A 19,420-nucleotide genomic window follows, 5' to 3' on the forward strand; every position below is an offset into this window, starting at 1 on the left:
CATTCAGCCTTTTGCATTCCCCGGGCAGAGCGATCCTCTGCCCTTGCGCTTTTCTGATTCCGGAGTACCGACCATGACTGCTCAACTGATCGACGGCAACGCGCTGTCCAAGCAACTGCGCGCCGAGGTGGCGACGCGCGCCGCCGCGCTGACCGCCAAGGGCCTCAAGCCCGGCCTGGCGGTGGTGCTGGTCGGCGAGAACCCCGCGAGCCAGGTCTACGTGCGCAACAAGGTCAAGGCCTGCGAGGACGCCGGCATGCATTCGGTGCTGGAGAAGTACGCCGACACGATGACCGAGGAGGAGCTGCTGGCGCGGGTCGATGCGCTCAACAACGATCCGGCCATCCACGGCATCCTGGTGCAGCTGCCGCTGCCCAAGGGCATCGATGCGCACAAGGTGATCGAGGCGATCGCGCCGGAGAAGGACGTCGACGGCTTCCACGTCGCCAGCGCCGGCGCGTTGATGGTGGGCCAGGACGGCTTCAAGCCCTGCACGCCCTACGGCTGCATGAAGATGCTGGAGTTCATCGGCTATGACCCGAAGGGCAAGCATGCGGTCGTGATCGGCCGCAGCAACATCGTCGGCAAGCCGATGGCGATGCTGCTGCTGCAGGCCAACGCGACGGTGACGGTGTGCCACAGCGCGACGCCGGACCTGGCGCACTTCACCCGCCAGGCCGACATCGTCGTGGCGGCGGTGGGCAAGCGCAACGTGCTGACCGCGGACATGGTCAAGCCGGGCGCGGTGGTCCTGGACGTGGGCATGAACCGCACCGAGGAAGGCAAGCTCTGCGGCGACGTGGACTTCGACGGCGTCAAGGAAGTCGCCGGCTGGATCACGCCGGTGCCGGGCGGTGTCGGACCGATGACGATCACGATGCTGCTGGTCAACACCATCGAATCGGCCGAGCGCGCCGCCGCACAGCGCTGACTGAGGCTCTTTCGCTATAGGGAATAGACCAGCTCAAAGAGGTCGGTCGGCCGACTTTGAAGATGGTTTGGAGCGACTGACGGAAGTGAGGTCGGTTCGCACACTGCGCTCCCCTTCAAGTGCAGAAAGCGAACCATGCGCTCCACATTCAAGCTTCCTTCCCGTTCCACCATCCGGCGTTGCGCCGCATCGGTCCCCGTGCTGCTCGCACTAGGACTGGTCCACGGCCTCTCGCTGGCCCAGAACTGTGATGTGCTCGGCGGCGGGCGCGGCTACAGCGCCGCGCTTCGCGCCGAACAGATGCCGGGACATGTGGTGGCCCGCGACTTCGCCTCGCTCAAGGCCGCCGTCGACAGCGGTGCCCGCCACATCCATGTGCCGAGCGACGCGACCATCGATCTGCCCAATCAATCCTCCGCGCTGTGGCTGCGCGCCGGGCAGACGCTCTTCGGCGACCGAGGCCTCGAGGGCCGCCCCGGCGGACTGTTGCGCACCCGCTGGGTCGACGCCGCCGCGCGCAACTATCCCGTCATCGTGGTTGAAAGCGGCGCGCGCATCTCGGGCCTGCGCATCGAAGGGCCGTCGGGAGAGGCCACCTCCACCAACAGCACCATCGGCATCCAGCTGCTTCCCGGCACGCAAGGCGTCGAGATCGACAACAACGAGCTCTACCACTGGCCCTGGGCGGCGGTCAGCGTCAAGCAATCCGTCGACAACCGGATTCACCACAACCACATCCACGACAACCTTCGCTCACAGCTGGGTTATGGCGTCGTGGTCCAGAATGGCCACGCCCAGGCGGACATTCACTGCAACGTCTTCAACGCCAATCGTCACGCGATTGCCGGCAGCGGAGAGCCCGGCGAGCGCTACCAGGCCCGGGACAACCTGGTCCTCAACGGCGGCGGCAGGGGCGCGTATCACCAGTTCGACATGCACGCCGGGTCGACCGGCGCTGGCGGGCAATCCGTCGAGATCACCGGCAATGTCTTCGACTACGGCCGCTTCGGCACCTCGAACCGATCCAGCGTCCTGATCCGGGGCGTGCCCAAGGAGGGGCCGATCACCGTGGTCGGCAACCTCTTCACGCAGGGATGGGTGGTGGGATCACAGACCGCGGTCGCCGGCGTGGCGGGCTCGATTCCCGACGTCGAGCAGATCCATCATTGGAACCGCTTCCAGACCCCGGCCCTCTATAGCAGCCATCCGGCGGGAGAGTGCCGCCTGACCATCGCCGGCCGCACGACCCGGGTGAATTGCGAGGCCGTGCAGCAGCCCGTGCTTCCCTGAGCGCCGATCAGTTGGTGTCGGCCTCGCGCAGCGTCTGCACCACCGGGCGCTGCAGCACGCCGCGCAGCGCCCACCAGCCCGCGAGCTGGGCCAGCACCGCGCCGCCGATCGTCGTGCCGATCAGCACCCAGGGCTTGAACTGCCATTCGAACTCGAAGGCGTAATGCGTCAGCGCCCAGCCCAGCGCCTGCGCCGCGAGACCCGCGAGCAGGCCGGCGAGCGCGCCCAGCCCCAGCAGCTCCGCGCGCTGCACCGCCGCCATCAGCGCACTGGACGCGCCGAAGGCCCGCATCAACGCGAACTCGCGCGTGCGCGCGTCCCGTGAACCCACCGCCGCCACCAGCAGCACCACCACGCCCAGCGCCAGCGCGACCGCGAACAGCAGCTGCACGGCCATGATCACCTGCTCCAGCACCTGCTGGACCTGGTGCAGTTCAGCCGAGACATCGATCAGCGTCAGGTTGGGGAAGGCGTTGACCAGCTTGCGATCGAGCGCCGCGGCGCCGCCCTCGCCCTGCGGCGACCGGTAGGCGGAAATGAAGCTGACCGGCAGCTCCGGCATGGCCGCATGCGGGTACAGCACGAAGAAGTTGACCCGCATCGAGCCCCAGTCCACCTTGCGCAGCGAGGTGATCCGCGAATCGACCGGCACGCCGGCGATGTCGAAGCGCAGCGTGTCGCCGAGCTTGAGCCCCAGCTGGTCCGCCAGGCCCTGCTCGACGCTCACGCCGCCCTGCTCCTCGGCGGTCCACTTGCCGCCGGAGATCTGGTTGTGTGACGGCAGTTCGGCGCTGTGGCTGAGGTTGAACTCGCGCTCGACCAGGCGCTGCGCGCGCTCCTCGGTGAAGCGGCTGGCCTGCACCGCCTCGCCGTTGATCGCGACCAGGCGGCCGCGGATCATCGGGTACCAGTCGTAGTCCTTGACGCCGGCCCGTTCGAGTTCGCCGCGGAATCCCGCGCCCTGGTCCGGCTGGATGTTGATGACGAAGCGGTCCGGCGCGTTCACCGGCGTCGCGGCGCGCCAGCTCTCGATCAGGTCGGTGCGCATCAGCACCAGCAGCGCCAGCGCCAGCAGCCCCAGCGACAGCGAGCCGACCTGCAGCACCGCGAAGGCGGGCCGGGCGGCCACCTGCCGCGTCGCCAGCAGCAGCCAGCGCGGGGCGCCGGCCTGCGGCACCAGGCGCCGCAGCGCCAGCACCGCGCCATAGGCCAGCAGCGCGAAGCATCCCAGCGCGACGGCGAAGCCGCCGGTCGCGACCAGCCCCAGGCGCCAATCGGCCGACAGCGCGGTGAGCACCGCCGCGAAGCCCATCACGCCGGCCAGCAGCACGGCGATGGAGCCCATCTTCGGACGCCCCAGTTCGCGCCGGATCACCCGCAGCGGCGGCACGGCCGACAGCTGCAACACCGGCGGCAGGCCGAAGCCCAGCAGCAGGCTCATGCCCATGCCCAGCCCCAGCAGCACCGGCCAGGCGCCGGGCGCGGGCAGGTCGACGGAGATCAGGCCGGCCAGCAGCGCGATGAAGCCGTAATGCAGCAGGAAGCCGAGCAGCACGCCGATCGCACTGGCGACCAGCCCGACCGTGGCGAACTCCAGCGTGAAGACCCAGGCCAGGCGCCGCTGCGGCTGGCCGAGCACGCGCAGCATGGCGCAGTCGTCGAGGTGGCGGTTGGCGAACTCGCGCGCCGCCAGCGCGACGGCGATCGCCGCCAGCAAGGCGGCCAGCAGCGCCACCAGGTTCAGGAACTTGGTCGCGCGGTCCAGCGTCTGGCGCATCTCGGGCCGGCCGGTCTCCAGCGACTCCAGCCGCACGCCGCGCCAGTGGCCGTCCTTCATCTGCTGGCGGGTCTGCGTGGTGAACTGCTGCACCGCGCTGCCCGGTTCCTGCCCCTGGCCGATCACCGCGAAGCGGTAGGTGACCCGGCTCGCCGGCTGGATCAGCGCGGTGGCGGCGAGGTCCGACTGCGCCAGCATCACCCGCGGCGCGAAGTTGAGGAAACCGGCGCCCCGGTCGGGCTCATTGGCGATCTCGCCAGCGATGGTGAGCGTCGCGTCGCCCAGCAGCAGCGGATCGCCGACCTTCAGGCCCAGCGCGCTCAACACGCCCGCGTCGACCCAGACCGTGCCGGCGGCCGGCGCACCGACCTGACGACCGTCCTTCAAGCTCAGCGCCCCACGCAGCGGGTAGCGCGCCCCGACGGCCTTGACCGCCACCAGGCGGCTGCCGCCGCCCTGGTCCTCGCCGGCGCGCGCCATGCTCGGGAAGTTCAGCGTCTCGACGCTGCGCAGGTTCAGGCGATCGGCCAGCTGCCGCACCGCGGCGGGCGTCGGCTGGTCGCTCGCGACCACCGCGTCACCGCCGAGCAGTTGGGCGGCGTCGCGTCGCAGGCCCTGGTCCAGTCGGTCCGACAGGAAGGCCACCGCGCACACGGCGGCCACCGCCAGCATCAGGGCCAGGATCAGCAGGTGCAATTCGCCGGCGCGCGCATCGCGCCAGGTCTGCAGGGACATCTGACGCCACAGGGACGGCGGACGCCGGCCGGCCGGGTCGGCGGCGGGCCGGGCCGTGGAAGCTCCAGCGGGGCCGGTTGGGTCGGCGGAAGGGGAAGACGGGTGCGCGCTCATGCGCGGACTGTAGCGAACCGCATGCCCGCCTGCTGCCGCGGGGAGACGGCCATGCAATCGGCTTGAACAGTCCGTGCAACCGGTTTTGACGATGCGGCCGGGCGGCGGGCGTTCAATGAGCCCATGACGCTGCCCTTCCCTTCCCTGTTCGTCTCGCACGGCTCGCCGATGATCGCGCTGGAACCCGGCGAGACCGGCACCTTCCTGCAACATCTCGGCCGGACGCTCGCCGCCGGCTGGGGCCGGCCGCGCGCGGTGCTCGCGATCTCCGCGCACACCACCGCGCGCGCGGCGCTGCTGCTCGGCGCGCCACGGCACGAGGCGGTCTACGACTTCGGCGGTTTCCCGCCGGCGCTGTCCGCGCTGCGCTACGACGCGCCCGGCGATCCGGCGCTGGCCGAGCGGCTCGGCCAGACGCTGGCCTTGCCCGTCGTCGAGCACGGCGGACTGGACCACGGCATCTGGACCGCGCTGCGCTACCTGATCCCCGCGGCGGACGTGCCGGTGATCCCGTTGACGCTGACGCCGCACGCGTCGCCGGCGCAGCTGATGGCGCTCGGCGAGCAGCTGCAGGGCCTGGGCGCGGACGGGGTGCTGGTCCTGGGGACCGGCAGCATCACGCACAACCTGAGGCTGCTGATGCGCTCCGCGGTCACCGGGACCGCCGCTGGCGACGGCGTGCCGGAGATGCCGGAATCGGCTGCCTTCCGGCGCTGGTTCGCGGAGCGCTCGGCGGCCCGGGACTGGCCGGCGCTCGCGGCCTACCGGGCGCAGGCACCCCATGCGACGCTGATGCACCCGACCGACGAGCACCTGCTGCCCTGGTATGTCGCCGCCGGTGCCGGCGGTCGCGATCATGCGCCGTTGCGGATCCACGAGGGCGTCACCTTCGGCTGCCTCGGAATGGATGCCTATGCGTTCGGGCCGCAGGCCGGCGCGCTCCAGGACGCGCTGGCGCATGCCGATGCGCGTGCCGATACGCCGGCCGACGCGCCCGCCGCGGCCTCCTGATCCGCCGACCCACCAACGACAACGGCCCCGCAGGGCCGTTGTTCATCAGGGACACCACGTCGGCGATCAGAGGAAGATCGCCGCGAGGATCCCGAGGATCAGCGCCCACTTGACGATGTAGTAGCCGAGGCGGGATCTCGCCTTGAACGCCTTGAAGAACAGGCGCACCTTGTACGCGTGATAGAAGAACTTGTTGAGGCCGCCGATGGGCTCGCTCTCCAGGTTCTGCGTCGCCGCCGAGGTCATCACCAGCTTGCCGAAGGCGCGGTTGAGCCAGCGGATCGGCGCGAAGTGGACCGGGCGCTCCACGTCGCAGAACAGGATCACGCGCTGATGCGTCGTGGTGTTCTCGGCGTAGTGGATGAAGGTCTCGTCGAACATCACGTCCTCGCCGTCCTTCCAGTGGTAGCGCTGGCCGTCGACCTCGATGTAGCAGCCCGGGTCGTTGGGCGTGGTCAGGCCCAGGTGGTAGCGCAGCGAGCCCGCGTAGGGGTCGCGGTGACGCACCAGCTTCGCGCCCGGCGGCAGCGACGCGAACATCGCCGCCTTCACGCCGGGGATCTGCTTGAGCAGCTCGACCGTGCGGGGGCACAGCGCGTTGGCCGAGGCCATGTCCCGGTCATACCACTTCAGGTAGAAGCGCTTCCAGCCGGTCTTGAAGAACGAGTTGAAGCCGATGTCGTTGTAGCCGGACGCGGCCTTGATGAAGCCCTCGTCGTTGAGCTTGAGGGCTTCCTCGCGGATCACCTGCCAGTTGTCGCGCAGCAGCTTGAGCTCGGGGAACTCGGCCGTGTTCAGGTAGGGCGTGGCGGGGGCGCGGGAGAACAGGTACATGACCGCGTTGATCGGCGAGATCAGCACGGTGAAGTCGGTGAGCGCGCGGGCCAGCTTGAAGCGGACGCGGCCGCGGAAATGGGCGTACAGCGCCGAGGCGATGAAGATCGCCAGCACCCAGTAACGCGTGGGCGGCAGCCAGTCGGCCATGTGTCGGAACTCCTGAAGACAAGCGGCGGATTATCGGCGATCGAGCGCCAGCGACGCCGCCCAGAAGGCCATTCCCCCGAAGGCCAGGGCGACGCCCACCCATCCGGTGGAGGTCCAGCCGTGGCCCGCGGCGATCGCCAGCCCGCCCAGCCAGGGGCCCAGCGCATTGGCAGCGTTGAAGGCGGAATGGTTGAGCGCCGCGGCCAGCGTCTGCGCGTCGCCGGCGACATCCATCAGCCGCGTCTGCAGCACCGTGCCCAGCCCGCCGCCGCAACCGATCAGGAAGACCACCGGCAGCAGCGTCCACAAGTGGCCGGCGGCGAAGGGGTACAGCGCCAGCGACGCGGCGCTCCACAGCAGCAGCCCGCCGACGGTGGGCATCAGCGCGCGGTCGGCGGCCCAGGCGGCGCCAAGCGTGCCGGCCGTCATCCCCATGCCGAACACGCTCAGCACCACTGGCAGCAGGCCGGGGCCGGCGCGGGTGACCTCGAGCAGCGTCGAGCCCAGGTAGGTGTAGACGGCGAACATGCCGCCGAAGCCGATCGTCGCGATGCCCAGCGTCAACCAGACCTGGCGGCGGCCGAGCGCGCCGAGCTCGCGCATCGCGCTGGCGCCGGGCTGGACGCGGTCCTTCGGCGCATGCATCGCGACCAGGGCCGCCGTCAGCAGTGCCAGCAGCGTCACCACGCCGAAGCCCCAGCGCCAGCCCGCCCACTGCCCCAGCGCGTTGGCCAGCGGCACGCCGACGATGGTGGCCACGGTGAGGCCGAGCATCATCAGGCTCACCGCCTGGGCGCGGCGCTGCGGCGCCACCATCGACGCCGCGACCAGCGCGCCGACGCCGAAATAGGCGCCATGCGGCAGCCCGCTCAGGAAGCGGAACAGCAGCATCGCGTGATACCCCGGCGCCAGCGCGCTGAGCCCGTTGCCGACGGCGAAGGCCAGCATCAGCAGGATCAGCAGCGCGCGGCGCGGGACCTTGGCGCCGAGCACCGCCAGCAGCGGCGCGCCGACGACCACGCCCAAGGCATAGGCGCTGATCACGTGTCCGGCGGCGGGGATGTCGATGCCCAGGTCGGGCGCGAAGAACGGCACCAGGCTCATCGCCGCGAATTCGGTGGTGCCGATCGCGAAGCCGCCGATCGCCAGCGCGAGCAGCGCCCAGCCGGTATGGGCACTGGGCAGGGGATCGTCGGAAAACTCGGGCGAGGCGATCGGTGAGGCGGCGGACATGTCGGAACGGCTGAAAGAAAACGTTCAGGAAACGTTCAGCATTGCAACATGAATCGATCGCCGGGACGGCGCAGGGGTTCTGGAGAGCGCCCCGAAAGCGGGGAGCGGCCGCATCGCGACCGCTGGAATGGGGAAATCGGGGGGGAATAGCCCGGGCGGGCCAGGGAACCAGGGGAACCCCAAGGGAGGAGACCCAGCACCGCGAAAAGACCGGCGCGCGTGGGTGGAGCGGGCGAAGGGAGTCGAACCCTCGTCATTGGCTTGGGAAGCCAAGGTAATAGCCGTTATACGACGCCCGCGGTGGGAGCGGATTATGGCCCAAGCCGGCGAGGCGCCGACCCAGGCCTCACAGCATGTACCCGCCGTCGATGGTCAGGCTCGTGCCGGTCATGTAGCCCGACTCGGGCCCCGCGAGGAAGGACACCAGCGCGCCGATCTCGCCTGGCCGGCCCATGCGGCCCATCGGCAGCTTGTCCTTCAGGTAATCGGCGAACGGCGCGGTCATGTCGGTCTCCACGGGCCCCGGCTGGACGTTGTTGATCGTGATGCCCCGCGGCGCCAGGTCCAGCGCCAGGTTCTGGGCCATCGACGCGACCGCCGCCTTGGTCATCGCGTAGACGCTGGAGCCGGGCGTGCCGATGCGGATCGCCGTGTTGCTGCCGATCGTGATCACGCGCCCGCCCTCGCGCATCTGCGCCACCGCCGCCTGGATCGCGAGGAAGACGCCCCGCACGTTGACGTTCAGCGACAGGTCCAGGTCCTCCAGCGACACCGCGTCGACGGTGCCATGGCGCAAGACGCCGGCATTGACCACGGCCGCGTCCAGCGGCCCCAGGCGCTCGACCGCGCGCTCGACCGCCGTGCGCAGCGCCGCCGGATCGGCGCTGTCGGCCGGGATCGCCAGCCCTCGCCCGCCGGCGGCCTCGATCGCGGCAACCACCGCCTCCGCCGCGTCCGGCCGCGACACATAGGTCAGCGCGACGTCGAAGCCATCGCTGGCCAGCCGCTGCGCGATGCCCGCGCCGATCCCGCGCGAGCCGCCGAAAACCAGCGCCACGCGGCGCGTCCGGGGTGATGTCGTCATCGCTGCTTCCTTCCTTTGATCCTCGGATCGTTTACTGGAACAGTCGTTCCACAATCAAGCAAAAAAAACGGGCTCACTTCAGAGCCCGCAAGGCAAGTCGCGCCAGGGCGCGCAGTTCGGCTTCGCCCGCGCCGCCGCGCGCGGCCAGCCGCAGCGCCGCGATCTGAGCAAACAGGAAACTCACCGCCTGGCGCGGGTCGAGCGCCGCCGACAGCTCGCCATCGGCCTGCGCCGCGCGGACCCGCTCGAGCAGCGCCGCCTGCAAGGCCTGGCCAGCCGGCGCGCGGACCTCGATCAGTTCGGCGCTGCCTTCGCTGTCGGTGCCGAACTCCTGGACCGAGCTCACGCCCAGGCAGGGCCGGTGGGCCGTCGCCGCGACGCGCTTGAGCATCCGCTCCAGGCCATCGAGTCCGGTCTTGCCGGCCTTGAGTTCGCGCAGGTGCTCGCCGGTCTCGTCGTCGGCATACCGGCGCAGCGCCGCGCAGTACAGCGGCCACTTGCCGCCATAGGTGTTGTAGAGGCTCTGCTTGCCGATGCCCATTGCGGTGGTGAGCATCTCGGCGGACGTGCCCGCGTAGCCATGCTCGCGGAACAGCGCCACCGCGGCGTCCAGCGCGAGCTCGGGATCGAATTGCTTGGGTCGGGCCATGCGGCGGACTGTAGCGATTCTGGAATGGCCGTTCCAGATAAAGGGGATTGGCGGGAAGCGCGACGCGGTCCGCCGCCGCGATTCGCGCCACCTTGCCGCGCCGCTCAGTCCCAGGTGGGCGCGAAGTCCGGATTGGCCAGGCGCTCGCCGCGGTCCAGGGTGGCGATGCGTTCCATGTCGGCATCGTCCAGCCGCAGCGACAAGGCCTGCAGGTTGGCCGCCTGGTTGGCCGGTCGGGTGGAGGACGGAATCACCGCGAAGCCCTGCTGCAGCAGCCAGGCCAGGGAGACCTGCGCCGGCGTGGTGCCGTGTTTGGCGGCGATGTCCTGCAGCACCGGGTCGGCCATGACCTTGCCGTAGGCCAGCGGCATGTAGGCCGTCAAGTGCAGGCCCTGCGCCCGCGCGAAATCGGCCACCGCGCGGTTCTGCAGGAAGGGATGGCACTCGACCTGGTTGGTGGCCAGCGCCGCGACGCCGACAAGTTCGATCGCCTCGCGCATCTGCGCGACGGTGAAGTTGGACAGGCCGATCGCGTGCGTCAGGCCCTGGCGTCGCGCGTCGAGCAGCGCTTGCAGCGTCTCCTTGAGCGGCACCGCGCCGCCGGGCGACGGCCAGTGGATCAGCGTCAGGTCGATGGCGTCCAGGCGGAGCCTGGCCAGGCTCTCGCGCAGGCTCGGGACCAGGCGGTCACCAGCCAGCGATTCGGTCCAGATCTTGGTCGTGACGAAGAGCTCGGCGCGCGGCACGCCGCTCTCGGCGATCGCCTGGCCGACCTCGGCCTCGTTGCCGTAGATCTGAGCGGTGTCGATGTGGCGATAGCCGAGCGACAGGCCGCTCCTGACGGCGTCGATGACGGTCTGGTCCTTCAGGCGGAAAGTGCCGAGACCGAGGGCGGGCATGGGGCGTGTGGAGGGGGTCATGGGAACTCCAGAAGGGAGAAATCGGGGAGGAACAGGAAGGGCGGCGGCGGGCGGTCGCGTTCAATGTCCGACGACGACCGGACCGGCGCCCGGCGCGCGTCGCGGCAGCGGGAAGCGGCGGTCCAGGCGGCCGGCCAGCACCGTCAGCGCGAAGGCGCCGAGCACCACGATCGCGCCGATCCACGGCGTGTGCAGCAGCCCGAGCCGGTCGACGATCAGGCCGCCGCCCCAGGCGCCACCGGCGATGCCGAGGTTGAACGCGGCGATGTTCAGGCCCGAGGCGACGTCCACCGCCTTCGGCGCATGGGCCTCGGCCTGCTGGACGACGTAGAGCTGCAGGCCCGGCACGTTGCCGAAGGCGAAGGCGCCCCAGGCCAGCACGGTCAGCACCGCGGCGATCGGCGAGTGCACGGTGACGCTGAGCACGACCAGCACCACGGCCAGGCCGAGGAAGATGCGCTTGAGCGCGCCCACCGGGCCGCGCCGGTCGGCGAGCCTGCCGCCCCAGACATTGCCGAAGGCCACCGACACGCCATACACGAGCAGCACCAGGCTGACACCGTTGGCCGAGATGCCGCTGACCTGCTGCAGGATCGGCGCGAGGTAGGTGAAGGCGATGAACGAACCGCCGTAGCCGACGGCCGTCATCGCATAGACGAGCAGCAGGCGCGGCTGGCGCAGCGGCTCGAGCTGCTGCAGCAGGCGGGCCGGCGCGGGCTGGGCCAGTTGACGCGGCACGAAGACCAGGCTGGCGACGAAGGCGACCAGGCCCAGCGCGGCGACGGCCAGGAAGGTGGCGCGCCAGCCGAAATGCTGGCCGACGAAGGTGCCCAGCGGCACGCCCGTGACCAGCGCGACGGTCAATCCCGAGAACATCGTGGCGATGGCGCTGGCCGCCTTCTCACGGGGCACCAGGCTGGTGGCGATGGTCGAGCCGATCGAGAAGAACACGCCGTGCGCCAGGCCGGTCAGCACGCGCGCGACGACCAGCGCGCCGTAACCGGGCGCCAGCCATGCCAGCAGGTTGCCGGCGGTGAACAGCAGCATCAGCGCCAGCAGCAGCTGCTTGCGCGGCCAGCGGCCCGACAGCGCGGTGAGCACCGGCGCACCGATGGCCACGCCCAGCGCGTAGAGCGAGACCAGCAGGCCCGCGGAGGGAAGGCTGACGCCGAGGTCGGCGGCCATGGTCGGGATCAGGCCCACGATGACGAATTCCGTGGTCCCGATGGCGAAGGCGCTGACGGTCAGCGCCCAGAGGGCGATCGGCATGAGGAGGACTCCTGCGGTGAGGGGACGATGGGCGCCAGTGTGCGCATTCATCCCTTGCAGAAAAAGCCTCGAACATCCAAATGATTTTTGCATCGGTCGCAAATATGATGCCGTGACCCCGGGGCGCGGCCCGCCTCGGGCCCGACCTTGGACAGGAGCGCCCGCCCATGAAGAGCACCCTCGACGAACTCGCCGTCCTCGCCGCCATCGTGGATGCCGGCTCGATCAGCGCGGCTGCGGAGCAGCTCGGGCAGGCGGTCTCGGCCGTCAGCCGGGCGCTGAGCCGGCTTGAGCAGAAGCTGGGCACGACGCTGATGCGACGCTCGACGCGCCGCCTGGAACTGACCGAGGAGGGCCAGTTCTTCCTGGCCCGCGCCCGCAAGGTGCTGGCCTCGGTCGAGGAGGCGGAGGAGCAGCTCGCCCTGCGCCGCGACCAGCCGGCCGGGCGGCTGCGCATCAATGCCGCCTCGCCCTTCATGCTGCATGTGCTGGTGCCGCTGATCGGCGGCTTTCGCGAACGCTTCCCGCAGATCGAGCTCGAGCTCAACAGCAGCGACCAGATCATCGACCTGCTGGAGCAACGCACCGATGTCGCGCTGCGCATCGGCACGCTGGCGGATTCCTCGCTGCATGCGCGGCCGCTGGGCAGTTTCCGGCTGCGCGTGCTCGCCAGTCCGGCCTATCTGGCGGCGCACGGCCGGCCCACCAAGGTCGAACAGCTGAGCGGGCATTGGCTGCTCGGCTTCACCGCGCCGGAGAGCCTCAACACCTGGCCCCTGCGCTGGTCCGGCGGCGAGGGATATCTGATCAACGCCACGCTCAGCGCGTCCAGCGGCGAGACCCTGCGCCAGCTCGCCCTCGCCGGCCAGGGGCTGGTGACGCTCTCGGACTTCATGACGACGCAGGACCGCGCCGACGGGACGCTGGTGCAGGTGCTGGCGCCGCACACCGTCGACACCCGCCAACCGGTGCACGCGGTCTATTACCGCAACACGGCGCTGGCCTCCCGCATCAGTTGCTTCCTCGACTACCTGGCCGAACACATGGCCGTGTTGCAGGGCGCCTGAAGCGCGCGTGGCGGGCCGCCCTCCCCTGGAGAGGCTGTGGCCCACCTCTCCATGCGATAGCCCTCGCCGACAGACGCAGATGGACGGAATGGTGCCCGGCCGCCCACGCCGCGAGCATCTCGGCTCCCTCACTACGGAGCCGAGCCATGACGCTCTCCTTCCCCCGTCTCCCTCTCCTCGCGCGGTCCATCCTGCCGCCTTTCCTTGCCACTTCCGCCCTGCTGATCGGCGCGGGTCCGGCCACCGCGGCGGACGGCGCCACGGGCGGCCACGTGCTGAAGCAGTCGGCCTTGCTCGCCGACGAAGCGCGCCTCACCAACGGCCCGCTCATGACGGCGATCAAGCGGGCGATCGCCACGCTGCCCAACGAGCAGGTCGAAGCGATCGTGCCCAATCGCAGCGCGAACCCGGCCAATGTCCGGCGCGTCGAGCGCCTGATGTCCAGCGCCGACTGGGACTATCTGTTCCCGCTGCGCGCGCCCGAGTACACCTACGGCGGCTTCCTGCGCGCGATCGGCAAGTTCCCGGCGGTCTGCGGCGACTACACCGACGGCCGGGATGCCGACACCATCTGCCGCAAGACCCTGGCGACGATGTTCGCCCACTTCGCGCAGGAAACCGGGGCGCACGAGAGCTACCGTCCCGAACCCGAATGGCGCCAGGGCCTGCGCTGGGTGCGCGAGATGGGCTGGACCGAGGACATGCGCGGCGGCTACAACGGCGAGTGCAATCCGGCCACCTGGCAAGGCAAGACCTGGCCCTGCGGCACCTTCGCCAATGGCGACTACAAGAGCTACTTCGGCCGCGGCGCCAAGCAGCTGTCCTACAACTACAACTACGGCCCGTTCTCGCTGGCGATGTTCGGGTCCGTGCGCCCGCTGCTGGACAAGCCGGAACTGGTCGCCGACACCTGGCTGAACCTGGCCAGCGCGGTCTTCTTCTACATGTACCCGCAGCCGCCCAAGCCGCCGATGCTGTTTGTCGTCGACGGCACCTGGCAGCCCAATGCGCGCGACCTGGAGAACGGCCTCAAGCCCGGCTTCGGCGTGACCACGCAGATCATCAACGGCGGCGTCGAATGCGGCGGCTCGGTGGAGGTCGCGCAATCGCTGAACCGGATCAGCTACTACCGCGCGTTCGCCGCCCACTTCAAGGTGGCGGTCCCCGCCGATGAAGTGCTCGGCTGCAAGGGCATGAAGCAGTTCGACGAAGGCGGCGCCGGCGCCACCCCGATCTACTGGGAGCAGGACTATCGCTGGGTTCCCACGAACCCGGAAGGTCGCAGCTACGCCTGCAAGCTGGTCGGCTACCAGACGCCGCATTCGGCGCTGACGGCCGGGGACTACGTGGCCTGCGTCAAGCATCACTTCCCCGACGCCACCATCGTCGATGACCGCGTCCAGACCTGGGGCAGCAACGACCGCAAGGGCACGCTGGACACCGTCTACGAGTACCAGAATCCCTACACCCGCCAGACCGAGTACTTCAGCCTGCAGGGCCTGGGCAGCGACGGTCGCTACTGGTACTTCCCGACTGACAAGACCAACAACCGCTTCTGGGTCTACCTGGGCACGGACAAGACCGAGGCGCTGGTCGCCAACGGCCGGATCGCCGCGCTCCAGTCCTGGGGCGCCAATGATCGCAAGGCGGCGATCGGCGACCGCTTCCGCTACCTGAACCCGCACAAGCCGGGCCTGCCGATGGAGGTCTACGAGCTCCGCGCCACGGGGTCCGACGGCCGCTACTGGTACTTCCCGACGACGTCCAGCGCCAACACGTACTGGACCTATGTCGGCCCCGCGGTGACGAGCGCCGGCTCGCGCTGACCTGCCGGTCCGCGGATCCGTTGATCCGCTGATCGCGGAACGGCGACCGCACCGGCGGCGCGTCGGCAACGACGCGCCGCCGGCCACATCAACGATTGATGTCGCCGATGCACAGGTATTTGGTCTCGACGTATTCGTCGATGCCCTGGTGCCCGCCCTCGCGCCCCAGCCCCGACTGCTTGACGCCACCGAACGGCACCTCCGCCGACGAGATCAGCCCCGTGTTGATGCCCACCATCCCGGATTCCAGACCCTCCGCCACGCGGTAGATGCGGCCGATGTCACGGCTGAAGAAGTAGCTCGCCAGCCCGAACTCGGTGGCGTTGGCCATCGCGATGCCCTCGGCCTCGGTGTTGAAGCGGAACACCGGCGCCACCGGCCCGAAGGTCTCCTCGCGCGCGCACAGCATCTCGGACGTCGCCTCGGACAGCACCGTCGGCTGGAAGAAGCGGTCGTGCAGCCGCGCGCCGCCCACCAGCACCTTGGCGCCCTTGGCCACGGCGTCGGCGAGATGGCGCTCGACCTTCTCGACGGCGGCGTCCTCGATCAACGGTCCCTGCGTCACGCCGGGCTCGAAGCCGTTGCCCACCTTCAGGCCACCCACCTTCTCCGCCAGCTTCGCGACAAAGGCGTCGTAGACCCCGGCCTGAACGTACAGCCGGTTCGCGCAGACGCAGGTCTGGCCGGCATTGCGGTACTTGCTGGCGATCGCACCCTCGACGGCACTGTCCAGGTCCGCGTCGTCGAAGACCAGGAAGGGCGCGTTGCCGCCCAGTTCCAGCGACAGCTTCTTGATCGTCGGCGCGCACTGCGCCATCAGGATCCGGCCGACCTCGGTGGAGCCGGTGAACGAGAGGTGCCGCACCACCTCGCTCTCGCACAGCACCCGGCCGATGGCGATCGAGTGCTCGCCGTCGCCGGTGACCACGTTCAGCACCCCGGCCGGCATGCCGGCGCGCTGCGCCAGTTCGGCCGCGGCCAGCGCGGTCAGCGGCGTCTGCTCGGCCGGCTTGATCACCACTGGGCAACCGGCCGCCAGCGCCGGCGCGACCTTGCGCGTGATCATCGCCAGCGGGAAGTTCCACGGCGTGATGGCGGCGCACACCCCCACCGGCTGCTTGATGACCAGGGTGCGCTTGGACGCGTCGGTGGTCGGCACCACCTCGCCGCGCACGCGCTTGGCCTCCTCCGCGAACCATTCGACGAAGCTCGCGCCGTAGACGATCTCGCCGCGCGCCTCGGCCAGCGGCTTGCCTTGCTCGGCCGTCAGGATGCGCGCCAGGTCGTCGGCATGCTGGATCAGCAGGTGATACCAGCGCATCAGGATGGCCGCGCGCTCCTTGGCCGTCTTCGACCGCCAGGCCGGCCAGGCGGCGTTCGCGGCGGTGATCGCCGCGTCGGCCTCCGACGCCCCGAGGTTGGCCACATGCGTCAGCAGCGCGCCGGTGGCCGGATCATCGACGTCGAAGCGGCTGACGCCGCCGACCCATTCGCCGTTGATCAGCGCGTCGGTCTTGAGCAGGCTCGGATCCTTGAGCTGTGCCAGCGGGGAGGTCTTGGGGTCCATCGTCGCCATGTCCGTGCTCCGTGTCTCTGTCCGGGGAAGGCCGGCATCCTAGCCGCGCCATCCCGGCCGCCATGTCAACGCCGCGTCAACGGGCTCGGCTCCCTATAATCGAAAGCTTCGCGAAATCAAGCGTTTGGCCCCGTTCTCCGGCAAACCGCGCACCCGCGAAGACACAAACTGATTCATGTCGCAGCGACGTCTGCGCCACACCGCACCGCCAGGCCCATCAAGCAAAGGACAGGCATGAAAGCCGCTGAGATCCGCAACACCTTCCTGAAGTTCTTCGAATCCAAGGGCCACCAGATCGTCGCGTCGAGCCCGGTCGTGCCCGGCGACGACCCGACGCTGCTGTTCACCAACGCCGGGATGAACCAGTTCAAGGACGTGTTCCTGGGCTTCGACAAGCGCGCCTACACCCGTGCCACGACCGCGCAGAAGTGCATCCGCGCCGGCGGCAAGCACAACGACCTGGACAACGTCGGCTACACCGCGCGCCACCACACCTTCTTCGAGATGCTGGGCAACTTCAGCTTCGGCGACTACTTCAAGAAGGATGCGATCGCCTATGCCTGGGAACTGCTGACCCAACACTTCAAGCTGCCGGCCGAGAAGCTGTGGGTCACCGTCTATTCCGAGGACGACGAAGCCTACGAGATCTGGAACAAGGTCGTCGGCGTGCCCGCCGAGCGCATCGTGCGCATCGGCGACAACAAGGGCGGCCGCTACATGTCCGACAACTTCTGGATGATGGGCGACACCGGTCCCTGCGGCCCCTGCACCGAGATCTTCTACGACCACGGCCCCGACGTGGCCGGCGGCCCCCCGGGCTCCGCCGAGGAGGACGGCGACCGTTACATCGAGATCTGGAACAACGTCTTCATGCAGTTCAACCGGACTGAAGACGGCGTGATGCACAAGCTCCCCAAGCCCAGCGTCGACACCGGCATGGGCCTGGAGCGCCTGGCCGCGGTGCTGCAGCATGTGCACTCGAACTATGAGATCGACCTGTTCGTCAACCTGCTGGCCGCGGCCAAGCAGGCCGTCGACGGCGCCGGCGCGGGGGACTGCGACAAGGACTCGCCGTCGCTGAAGGTCATCGCCGACCACATCCGGGCCTGCTCCTTCACCGTCGTCGACGGCGTGATCCCGGGCAATGCCGGCCGCGGCTACGTGCTGCGCCGCATCGCCCGCCGCGCGATCCGCCACGGCTACAAGCTGGGCGCGCGCACCCCGTTCTTCCACAAGCTGGTCGCCGCGCTGGCCAGGGAGATGGGCGACGCCTACCCCGAACTGCGCCGCGACGAGGCCCGCGTCACCGAGGTGCTGAAGCAGGAAGAGGAGCGCTTCTTCAAGACCATCGCCACCGGCATGGAACTGCTGGAATCGGCGCTGGCCGGCGGCGCGAAGCAGGTCGACGGCGAGACCGCCTTCAAGCTGCACGACACCTACGGCTTCCCGGTGGACCTGACCGCCGACGTCTGCCGCGAGCGCGGCGTGACCGTCGACGAGGCCGGCTTCAACCGCCTGCTCGAGGAGCAGAAGGACCGCGGCCGCCAGGCCGGCAAGTTCAAGATGGCGCAGGGCCTGGCCTACACCGGCGCGGCCACGACCTTCCACGGCTATGAGCACCTCACGCGCGAGGACGCCAAGGTCGTCGCGCTGTACGTCGACGGCTCTGCGGTGCAGAGCGCCGATGCCGGCGACGACGTCGTCGTCGTGCTGGACCACACCCCCTTCTATGCCGAGAGCGGCGGCCAAGTCGGCGACGCCGGCGAGCTGCGCAACGCGAGCACCCGCCTGGTCGTCGACGACACGTTGAAGATCCAGGCCGACGTGTTTGGTCACCATGCCCAGGTCGTCGAAGGCTCGGTCAAGGTCGGCGACAGCTTCGTCGCCAAGGTCGACACCGAACGTCGCGCCAAGACCGTCCGCAACCACAGCGCGACCCACCTGATGCACAAGGCGCTGCGCGAGGTGCTGGGCGCGCACGTCCAGCAGAAGGGCTCGCTGGTCAATGCCGAGCGCACCCGCTTCGACTTCGCGCACACCGCGCCGATGACGGCCGAGGAAATCCGCAAGGTCGAGGCCATCGTCAATGCCGAGATCCTGGCCAACGCCGACACCGACGCCAGCGTCATGGCGCTGGACGACGCGCAGAAGAGCGGCGCGATGATGCTGTTCGGCGAGAAGTACGGCGAGACCGTGCGCGTGCTGAGCATCGGTTCGTCGAAGGAACTGTGCGGCGGCACCCACGTGCATCGCACCGGTGACATCGGCCTGTTCAAGATCGTCGCGGAGAGCGGCGTCGCTGCCGGCATCCGTCGCGTCGAGGCGGTGACCGGCGACAACGCGCTGCACTACCTGCAATCGCTGGAGTCGACGGTGCAGGCCGTGGCCGGCACGCTCAAGGCCGCACCGGCCGAACTCGAGCCACGCGTGCATGCCGTGCTGGAGCAGGTCCGCGCGCTGGAGAAGGAACTGGCCGCCGCCAAGAGCAAGCTGGCCTCCGCGCAAGGCGACGAGCTGCTGTCGCAGGCCGTCGACGTCAAGGGCCTGAAGGTGCTGGCGGCCACGCTGGTCGGCGCCGACGCCAAGACGCTGCGCGAGACCATGGACAAGCTCAAGGACAAGCTCAAGACCGCCGCGATCGTGCTGGCCGCCGTCGATGGCGACAAGGTGCAGCTGGCGGCCGGCGTGACGGCCGATTCGATCGGCAAGGTCAAGGCCGGCGAGCTGGTGAACTTCGTCGCCCAGCAGGTCGGCGGCAAGGGCGGCGGCAAGCCGGACCTGGCCATGGCCGGTGGCACCGATGCCAAGGGGCTGCCCGCCGCGCTGGCCAGCGTGCAGGCCTGGGTCGGCGAACGCGTCTGACACACAAGCGGCGCAGACTCCGGGTGGCGGCGGTCATCGAACCGCCCGGCCCGGCGCGCTGACGAACCCTCTTCTTCAAGGGCCCCGGTCGG

The 19,420-nt window shown here is 69.7% G+C and carries 14 protein-coding genes and 1 tRNA gene; 6 read left to right on the forward strand and 9 right to left on the reverse strand.

All coding sequences use genetic code 11. The features are described from left to right. Window positions 1-73 precede the first annotated feature (73 nt). Together folD and BM393_RS24685 are read left to right on the forward strand one after the other, a co-directional pair. Complete coding sequence (gene folD, locus BM393_RS24680) at window positions 74-931, forward strand: bifunctional methylenetetrahydrofolate dehydrogenase/methenyltetrahydrofolate cyclohydrolase FolD (RefSeq protein WP_091734135.1); 858 nt, start codon at window positions 74-76, stop codon at window positions 929-931. Window positions 932-1,066: 135 nt separating this feature from the next. Continuing rightward, entirely contained in the window at window positions 1,067-2,221 is a 1,155-nt protein-coding gene (locus BM393_RS24685) for a right-handed parallel beta-helix repeat-containing protein (protein WP_091734136.1), read from the forward strand. 7 nt (window positions 2,222-2,228) lie between these two features. Here BM393_RS24685 and BM393_RS24690 read toward each other — a convergent pair whose 3' ends face one another. Further along, window positions 2,229-4,733, reverse strand: coding sequence for an ABC transporter permease (locus BM393_RS24690; RefSeq protein WP_091734138.1), 2,505 nt, complete (start codon window positions 4,731-4,733; stop codon window positions 2,229-2,231). A 237-nt stretch (window positions 4,734-4,970) separates the two neighbouring features. On the opposite strand from BM393_RS24690, the gene BM393_RS24695 reads away from it, so the two are divergent. Next, complete coding sequence (locus tag BM393_RS24695; protein ID WP_091734140.1) at window positions 4,971-5,858, forward strand: dioxygenase; 888 nt, start codon at window positions 4,971-4,973, stop codon at window positions 5,856-5,858. Window positions 5,859-5,924: 66 nt separating this feature from the next. Here BM393_RS24695 and BM393_RS24700 read toward each other — a convergent pair whose 3' ends face one another. The 7 genes from BM393_RS24700 to BM393_RS24730 form a co-directional block, all read right to left on the reverse strand. Continuing rightward, window positions 5,925-6,842: an aspartyl/asparaginyl beta-hydroxylase domain-containing protein gene (locus BM393_RS24700; protein WP_091734142.1), complete on the reverse strand. Its 918-nt coding sequence runs from the start codon at window positions 6,840-6,842 to the stop codon at window positions 5,925-5,927. Between the two features lie 30 nt (window positions 6,843-6,872). Next, complete coding sequence (locus BM393_RS24705) at window positions 6,873-8,075, reverse strand: MFS transporter (RefSeq protein WP_091734144.1); 1,203 nt, start codon at window positions 8,073-8,075, stop codon at window positions 6,873-6,875. Window positions 8,076-8,299: 224 nt separating this feature from the next. After that, a tRNA-Gly gene (locus BM393_RS24710) sits at window positions 8,300-8,374 on the reverse strand. 47 nt (window positions 8,375-8,421) lie between these two features. Next, window positions 8,422-9,159, reverse strand: coding sequence for an SDR family NAD(P)-dependent oxidoreductase (locus BM393_RS24715; RefSeq protein WP_175538500.1), 738 nt, complete (start codon window positions 9,157-9,159; stop codon window positions 8,422-8,424). A 73-nt stretch (window positions 9,160-9,232) separates the two neighbouring features. Beyond that, complete coding sequence (locus tag BM393_RS24720; RefSeq protein ID WP_091734146.1) at window positions 9,233-9,808, reverse strand: TetR/AcrR family transcriptional regulator; 576 nt, start codon at window positions 9,806-9,808, stop codon at window positions 9,233-9,235. A gap of 104 nt (window positions 9,809-9,912) precedes the next feature. Continuing rightward, window positions 9,913-10,707 carry a 2,5-didehydrogluconate reductase DkgB gene (gene dkgB / locus BM393_RS24725; protein WP_091734147.1) on the reverse strand — a complete coding sequence of 265 codons (795 nt, stop codon included), beginning with the start codon at window positions 10,705-10,707 and terminating at the stop codon, window positions 9,913-9,915. 81 nt (window positions 10,708-10,788) lie between these two features. After that, window positions 10,789-11,997 carry an MFS transporter gene (locus tag BM393_RS24730; RefSeq protein WP_091734149.1) on the reverse strand — a complete coding sequence of 403 codons (1,209 nt, stop codon included), beginning with the start codon at window positions 11,995-11,997 and terminating at the stop codon, window positions 10,789-10,791. A 167-nt stretch (window positions 11,998-12,164) separates the two neighbouring features. Here BM393_RS24730 and BM393_RS24735 point away from each other — a divergent pair, with 167 nt between their 5' ends. Together BM393_RS24735 and BM393_RS24740 are read left to right on the forward strand one after the other, a co-directional pair. Continuing rightward, window positions 12,165-13,064, forward strand: a complete 900-nt coding sequence (locus tag BM393_RS24735) for a LysR substrate-binding domain-containing protein (protein WP_091734151.1) — start codon at window positions 12,165-12,167, stop codon at window positions 13,062-13,064. Window positions 13,065-13,210: 146 nt separating this feature from the next. Continuing rightward, window positions 13,211-14,890, forward strand: a complete 1,680-nt coding sequence (locus BM393_RS24740; protein WP_091734153.1) for a chitinase — start codon at window positions 13,211-13,213, stop codon at window positions 14,888-14,890. An 88-nt stretch (window positions 14,891-14,978) separates the two neighbouring features. Here the strand turns inward: BM393_RS24740 and BM393_RS24745 are convergent, their stop codons facing one another. After that, the gene (locus BM393_RS24745; protein ID WP_091734201.1) at window positions 14,979-16,457 is read right to left on the reverse strand and encodes an NAD-dependent succinate-semialdehyde dehydrogenase; all 1,479 of its coding nucleotides are present in this window, start codon (window positions 16,455-16,457) and stop codon (window positions 14,979-14,981) included. 243 nt (window positions 16,458-16,700) lie between these two features. Between BM393_RS24745 and alaS the strand changes: the two genes are divergently transcribed. Then, window positions 16,701-19,328: an alanine--tRNA ligase gene (alaS, locus tag BM393_RS24750; protein WP_091734155.1), complete on the forward strand. Its 2,628-nt coding sequence runs from the start codon at window positions 16,701-16,703 to the stop codon at window positions 19,326-19,328. Window positions 19,329-19,420: the final 92 nt, after the last annotated feature.

This window comes from Mitsuaria sp. PDC51, assembly GCF_900113225.1.
In the GTDB taxonomy this organism is placed as follows: Bacteria; Pseudomonadota; Gammaproteobacteria; order Burkholderiales; family Burkholderiaceae_C; genus Roseateles.

Coding starts and splice junctions, on each gene's coding strand:
- folD (WP_091734135.1), top strand. CDS start 74: ATGACTGCTCAACTGATCGACGGCAACGCGCTGTCCAAGCAACTGCGC.
- BM393_RS24685 (WP_091734136.1), top strand. CDS start 1,067: ATGCGCTCCACATTCAAGCTTCCTTCCCGTTCCACCATCCGGCGTTGC.
- BM393_RS24690 (WP_091734138.1), bottom strand. CDS start 4,733: ATGTCCCTGCAGACCTGGCGCGATGCGCGCGCCGGCGAATTGCACCTG.
- BM393_RS24695 (WP_091734140.1), top strand. CDS start 4,971: ATGACGCTGCCCTTCCCTTCCCTGTTCGTCTCGCACGGCTCGCCGATG.
- BM393_RS24700 (WP_091734142.1), bottom strand. CDS start 6,842: ATGGCCGACTGGCTGCCGCCCACGCGTTACTGGGTGCTGGCGATCTTC.
- BM393_RS24705 (WP_091734144.1), bottom strand. CDS start 8,075: ATGTCCGCCGCCTCACCGATCGCCTCGCCCGAGTTTTCCGACGATCCC.
- BM393_RS24715 (WP_175538500.1), bottom strand. CDS start 9,159: ATGACGACATCACCCCGGACGCGCCGCGTGGCGCTGGTTTTCGGCGGC.
- BM393_RS24720 (WP_091734146.1), bottom strand. CDS start 9,808: ATGGCCCGACCCAAGCAATTCGATCCCGAGCTCGCGCTGGACGCCGCG.
- dkgB (WP_091734147.1), bottom strand. CDS start 10,707: ATGCCCGCCCTCGGTCTCGGCACTTTCCGCCTGAAGGACCAGACCGTC.
- BM393_RS24730 (WP_091734149.1), bottom strand. CDS start 11,997: ATGCCGATCGCCCTCTGGGCGCTGACCGTCAGCGCCTTCGCCATCGGG.
- BM393_RS24735 (WP_091734151.1), top strand. CDS start 12,165: ATGAAGAGCACCCTCGACGAACTCGCCGTCCTCGCCGCCATCGTGGAT.
- BM393_RS24740 (WP_091734153.1), top strand. CDS start 13,211: ATGACGCTCTCCTTCCCCCGTCTCCCTCTCCTCGCGCGGTCCATCCTG.
- BM393_RS24745 (WP_091734201.1), bottom strand. CDS start 16,457: ATGGACCCCAAGACCTCCCCGCTGGCACAGCTCAAGGATCCGAGCCTG.
- alaS (WP_091734155.1), top strand. CDS start 16,701: ATGAAAGCCGCTGAGATCCGCAACACCTTCCTGAAGTTCTTCGAATCC.